This window comes from Skermanella sp. (assembly GCF_059503625.1).
The window spans coordinates 1-6283 of the sequence record NZ_JCACHA010000996.1; the positions used below are offsets into that span (position 1 = coordinate 1).

At 58.0% G+C, this 6283-nt stretch carries 4 protein-coding genes; 3 read left to right on the top strand and 1 reads right to left on the bottom strand.

The window, feature by feature from the left end; all coding sequences use genetic code 11:
- The first annotated feature begins 465 nt into the window (after positions 1-465).
- Complete coding sequence (locus AC5JJ6_RS36440; RefSeq protein WP_496046723.1) at positions 466-3663, top strand: hypothetical protein; 3198 nt, start codon at positions 466-468, stop codon at positions 3661-3663.
- A gap of 240 nt (positions 3664-3903) precedes the next feature.
- A complete protein-coding gene (locus AC5JJ6_RS36445) occupies positions 3904-4380 on the top strand; it encodes a hypothetical protein (RefSeq protein ID WP_496046724.1) in 477 nt (158 codons plus the stop codon).
- A 343-nt stretch (positions 4381-4723) separates the two neighbouring features.
- Here AC5JJ6_RS36445 and AC5JJ6_RS36450 read toward each other — a convergent pair whose 3' ends face one another.
- The gene (locus AC5JJ6_RS36450; RefSeq protein ID WP_496046725.1) at positions 4724-5524 is read right to left on the bottom strand and encodes a hypothetical protein; all 801 of its coding nucleotides are present in this window, start codon (positions 5522-5524) and stop codon (positions 4724-4726) included.
- Between the two features lie 499 nt (positions 5525-6023).
- On the opposite strand from AC5JJ6_RS36450, the gene AC5JJ6_RS36455 reads away from it, so the two are divergent.
- A partial coding sequence (locus AC5JJ6_RS36455; RefSeq protein ID WP_496046726.1) for a hypothetical protein occupies positions 6024-6283 on the top strand: 260 nt, incomplete at its 3' end.

Below are 6283 nucleotides of genomic sequence, written 5' to 3' on the forward strand. Positions count from 1 at the left end.
GATGTAGCCTGTTGAAGAGTGTCAGCACTTGTCGTCAGCCCTCTGATGACACCCGTCATCACCTGTCAACAACCTGCTGATGACAGATGTCATCACCTGCCAACATTTTTTAGCCTGCCGGAAGGTGACTATTTGCACAATTGTACATCGGAGGGTTGTGGAGGATTATCTATTAGTTGCGGTCATCGTGAAGAGCGAAAACCCAAGAGCCTGCGGCGGCCACCGCAATTCATCCTGTATGGTTCACCGGGAAATGATTTTTGATTTCGCGTTTCCGTTATCGGCTCCTGAATAAATAGGTAGGCGGTCGGCGACCGAGGAAGTCATGAGCCTCGGATAGCGACTACCGGCTCCAGGTCCCAGTCGACCGCCCAAACCCTCTGGAGCCAGTATGGAGCTACGCATGATTGACCACGCCCGACGTGATGATGATCCCGGTGCCGGTGCTCCCGTGTGGAGGCCGACGTGGACCATAGTTATTTCCTCCCCCTAGTAGAACAATACATTCGCCCGCAACTCGGGGGCAGGATCGCGAACCAGTTCGTCCGGGCTATCGAGCGTCCGAGCGATGAGTTCAGCGAACGCTTCCTCTGGCGACACCTCAGCAACATCTGCATCAGCGAGACCGTCTACGATTGGGGTCGGACCCATCAGCTTGCTCATGAGATCCGCAATCAGGGTAAGGCGGAGTGGCTGTCCTACCGACAGCAGGTAACGTACTGGACCAACACCATGGTGTTGGCAACCCCTCTCACCGATGCCCAAGGCGAGGTCCTGACCGATGACAAGGGGCGAACTCGGTGGAATCAGCCATCTCAGCGGGTCGTCGGCGGGTTCCCGTATGTCTTCACGGTCGAGTTTGACATCCCGGAAATCGAGTTCGTCAAGACCCAGATGAGTTGGTGCCGGAGCAGCGGTAAACCGCTCGGCGCTCCATTAGGCGGCCTCTACGGGGAACTGTCGCGGTTTGGCGACTTCATGGGGATCACGGCCTGCTGGAGCGGGAACAAGAGCCTCCACCTGCATATCATGTTCGACTCCTATCCCATCGTGGACCGGGCCGGGCTTGACCGCCGTGCGATGCGGGACGGCTTCACCGCTCATTGGGGACGGGTGGTGGAGATCATCAAGGCGGTGCTCGAAATCCCGCCGGGCATCGACCCGGACAAGATGCTTGATCGCCCGGAGTCCTTTAGGCGGATGCCCTGGGGCACGCGAATCATCGGCAAGGACGCCAAAGATGGTATCCCGAAACCCAACATCCTCGGGATGCCGGTCGGTACGAAGGTACCGCAGGTCACCCTATGGGAGCAATATCGGGGGCACCGGGCAGTGGATGCCGACGAGTTGTTTTTCCAGCCCGCTCCGTTCCTTCGGACCGCTGAACGCGACCGGAAGCTCGGTGTCGGCGTCGAACCGGGGGGACGAGCGAGCGAAGCCGCTCGCGGGAACTCGAACCCGCCGACGACGGCCATTCGTCCCGGCCCTTTGGCAGAAGACGAGCGGGTGTATTGCGAGTCCAGGCTGCGGCAGCACTGCGAGCGGAAATGGGGAGCGTGGCCGAAGCTCTACCGGCTGGAATGGAACGGCTCGAACTGGATCGCGAGTTTCTACAACAGCCAGCATGACGGGCGGGCATCGTCGATCATCAGGGATGATTTCGCCCACCTGATGATGTGCGGACGAGATGCCTGGAAGGACCGGTCGCCACCCCCGCTGGACTTTCGGCTCGGTGTCCTGATGGCCCTGTGGCTGAAGGAACGTCGGACCAGTCATACGCTCAATCTCCCGGAGGTGGAGCCGGATCCCAATGATCTCGTGACGTGGATCGATCGCGTCCGATCCCGTCCCCTGTCGGAAGTCGAACTCTCGTTTCAGGCGGCGGCAACCGGACCCGACAAGGTGCCGGACTTGACCCGACGAGCGGTGTTGAAAACCGTGAGGGACAATCCACTGTCGTACCTCAAAGGACCCGAAGGGGCAGGCAAGACCAAGGGCCTGATCGCGGAGTTCGACCAGATTGTCCGGGCAGCGGGCGGCCAGGAAAAGCTCCAAATGATGGCGTTCGGCAACTACGACGCGGCGGCGGAAAAAGCCCGCGAGTTCAACACTTCACAGAACCGAAACGGCTACCACTCGGTCGTGGTGGCGTCGTGGATCCGGGAATATCGTGATATCTGCCAGAAGAGCCGGGTTGATCCCTTGACCCTGGATGATGCTCTGTCGGACGGCTACTCCAGCCTCTGGGTCATGGTGTGTGACCGTCAACCCAGGATAATCAAGGCGTTGGAGCGGCGGCACCAGGAGGTATGGCGGGAGGTCGGACGGCGTCGCCCGGTATTCTGTACCAGCCATGCCCTGATGCAGAACTGGACGAAATACAGCCACAGCCGGGCGTTCTGGCACCGGGACTTCTGGCGGGTTCATAAAAATGGTGCGGCACCTGATCGGATGGCCGCCCTGCGGACCGACATGCAGTTGGGCGTCGCGATCCACGACGAGGTCGCGGCGGGGGACTTACTGGACATTCATCGCCACGAGGTCGTCGAGTGGGTTCGGGATCTCAAGCGGGACTACCCGTCGTGGCGGCGGCCGGGAGAGACGCTGGAGAAATCCCGCGATTTCATCGAAGCTCTTGCGGTCCGGGGGAAACCATCGGGAGTCTACCACGGCAGGGAACTCGATATCGATTTCCAGACCTGCCGCGTGATCGCCGAAGGGTCGGACAAGGCGTGGCGGGAGGTCGTGGTTCAGGATAGCGGCGAATATGGCGACACGACCGAGCGGGGCGAGCTACCGAGCATCTACACCAAGGCGGTGGGGAACCGCTGGATGGTCCGGCCCCGGAACTGGTGGGCCGGAGTTGCCCGCCGGGTCATGATCCTGACGACCGAACTGGTCCCGACCGTCATCGCTGGGTGTCTGCCGCCGGTCAAGGTGCTGGGACGGGGCCGGAATGACCGGCAGGTCTTCCGGATCGTCGAACTCGCGACACCGCTGATTCCCCGCGACACCGTCAGGCTCTGGTACGACCGGGGCTGCACCGCCAAAGGCGTCGGGGAGGCGATCAACCGGTTCCGATCCCAGCACGGGGACGACTTCCTGGTGATCAGCGACAAAGCACAGGAGAGCAGCCGGACGATGACCCACGCGAAAGCCAAGGGCAGCAATGGGCTCATCGGTCAGGATCTCGCCCAGACGATGCTCCACATGGGGCCGGAGGAACATGAAATGCACGAGGTGCTGAACGCCTGGGCAGGCGTCAGGACCTGCGTCAAGTTTCGCCACGTCGACGCCTTCAATCAGACAGCGGGCCGAAATCTTGGGTTCCGGAAACGCGGTGTTGACCCGCACCACTGGCTGATCCTGTCGGTAAGCCTATGGAGCAAGATCGATGAGGTCCTGTGTCGGGAGTCGCGGTACGACTTTGCCCTCTGGCTGAGTCAGAAAGAACGGCGGGAGATTCGGCGTCGTCAAGCTAACGAGGCGGAGCTTATCGCTATCGGGGAGAGCTTGACGGAGGAAGCGGCGGGATCGTTTTCGGATCCGGCCCCGAGTCCGGATACGGTGTCCAGGCTCAATCAGGCCGAAGTGCTCGACTTGGTCTCGGTCCTGCTGGGCAGGACCTCGAACTCGAATGTGCTCAATAAAGAGGCAATATGACGGGGGAAAACCCTCCCAGTTTGTGTTTTCCTTATAGAGTCTTCTAAGGAAAACACAAACTGGGAGGGTTTTTTCCGACGGGATCGGCCCGGACTTGGCCCCGGACCTCGCCCCTCGCCCCTCGCTCCCTCGTCCAACCGGACTTGATATCGGTTAGCTGGCCTCAAACCGGGCAAAGCGAGCGTGATGCTTCGAGCCTTGGCAAATACTTTTGACCAAATAAAACGGAGTGAAACTGGAATGACCCCCACCGACCCCGACGCCACAACCCCCACCCCTGGGGTGATCCGGGACGAGCGTGGTCGGATCACAAAGGGAAGCAAGCGAATTCCAGGTAATGGAAAGAAACTCGGCAGTCCATACCGGGCCATGAACTGGGACGTGAAAGCTCTGTGTGAGGAGGCCGGGTTCAACCCGTTCCAGGCCATGATCCAACTGGCACAGACAGCCCGCTCCGAGAAAATCCAGTATCAGGCCAGGGCGGAACTGATGAAATACGCCGCCCCTCAGCTAAAGAGCGTCGACCTCAAGACAGAGGCGGCTCAGCGGGTCGTGTTCACCTGGGCCTCGAACCCTGCCGAGATCCCGACCCTCGACGCCGATGGCAACACCCTGGTCGAGCATCGCCCCGAGATCGAGGTCGACCCGCCATCGGGCATCGTCGAGGAAATCTGGCAGGAGATCGTCGGGGATGACGACGCCGACGACCAGCCCTGATCTACCCCATCAGTCTAGGATCGGCGTCCTGCTGGTCCAACAGGCCGGAAACAGGCGACAACCACTCGATCCGGGGATGTTCTACTCAGGCGGGTATTATGGGACGGCAGTCCAGCCTTTGCCTGAGTCAATGGGTCGATGTCCATAAAGTGGCCGAATCATAGGACTTCAATAGTTTCAACCACTTTGCTAAGGCATTGATATCATTGGATACTGCGAACGCATTACAGCGTATATGGAAAATTCCCATTCCTACCCGGTGGGACGTATTTCCATGCCAGTTCGAGCCGTCCGGCCTGGATCCTAAGAGGTGCCCTTGCGCCCCTTTGGTCTACCCCGGTTGTCAGGGGTCCCCCGTTTCACCAGCAGCACTTTTCCCTCGCTCAGGAAACGGCGTCATTCTTGATGGTACTCTACTACGAAGGAAGGCCAAAATACCGTCCAACCGTGCTTCCTGCCCATGATGAAAATGTTTGTCCCGGTAGGCGTCTAGATCCGACACCGCCGTCTCAGCTTTTTCCAACGCTGAGCGAAGCCCCTTATTTCGGGTCATGTCATAGGGGCCATGCTTGTAGTGGACATAGTAATTTCTATAATCGCTGATATCCCTAATAGTATTCCGTGTCGCCGCGTTCAATGACTCTCCAACGAGAACCTCCAGAATCCAACCAGTTTTTTCTTCCAGTCTGCGAATTGTTTTAAACATTGCTGTAGCTGTAGGTTTTCGTATCTTCTTTAGATCACATGCAGTGACGACGATGTGATTTACCTTGTGCTCGAAATAAGTTGCATAAAGAAGAACAGCCATATTGAGATCTTCAGATGTATGATATTCTCTTGCCTTGCTCAGCAATTCATCCGAGTGATCCGCTGATAAAGCTACCGGAATGACGTTGCCTTTCTCGTCATGAAGGTTTTTTAGTATTTTTCCCATGAGTTGGTGAGCAATTTTGGTGTCTTCTCTCTCATCCAGAACGATCTCCCCTCGCCTGAGCATCCTAAAGGCCATTGAGCGGAAGATCGCAAAAGACATGTCTTCAACTAATTTTGGCTTATCCTGATATAATTTCTTAGAAAATTCAGCAATCTTTTTATAGTCTACTTCAGTTTCCTGGGATTTTTCAGGACTTTTCTTCTTACTCATACCGATATGATCCTCAAATCTTCTGACACCTCAGGGATCCGGTTCACCGCACCCGCAGGTCAATGAAATGTGCTCCGCACCCCTTTGAATAATCTCCCAGTTCCCGGCACCCGGCCAGCACCCTGATGACTTCGGGCATGACCTCATCCCATCCGAACCGTTCCGCCAGCGTCTCCTTCCTGTACTGACCCGCCCGCTCGCACCTGTCGCACGCGATCCGGACGAGGTCAAAGTGATCGTTCAGGCCATCCTTGGTCGATTTGTTCGCGTCAGATGGTATTCACGAGGACAGCAGTGCACGATCTCGCCGACACCGGTGAGGTAACAGACGGCAGCCATGCGAGCGGCGACCTCGCCCCTATCAGGCAGTGGCTGGTAATGAACCGCCAGTTCCCCTTCAGGTCAGTTACTCCATGCCAGGAGGACGGGAGTGGACGCAATGGAACCGGCATGATGACCTCTTGTTGTGGTGTTTAGAATAATTTTGAGGAGAACCATCATGGCCGCTACCACAGGGACACCGCCGGGTGGAACCTCCAGCACCACCGGCACGTCCAATGGCAAACCGCAGGTCACCAAGGTCACCAACTCCAATCGCGACAAGCCTGATGCCGCCTCTGCCGCGACGACTGAATCGAACCAGCCGTCCGCTGAGAAAATCCTCGAAACCAGTACCCGCACGACCGGCACTAGCTCGACCAATACCAGCACCTCGATACCGTCGAGCATAGCGGTGACCGTCACGGATACCGGCAAGAG

What these genes read in the sequence shown, in the direction of transcription:
- AC5JJ6_RS36445 (WP_496046724.1), top strand. Translation starts at nt 3,904, where the DNA reads ATGACCCCCACCGACCCCGACGCCACAACCCCCACCCCTGGGGTGATC.
- AC5JJ6_RS36450 (WP_496046725.1), bottom strand. Translation starts at nt 5,524, where the DNA reads ATGAGTAAGAAGAAAAGTCCTGAAAAATCCCAGGAAACTGAAGTAGAC.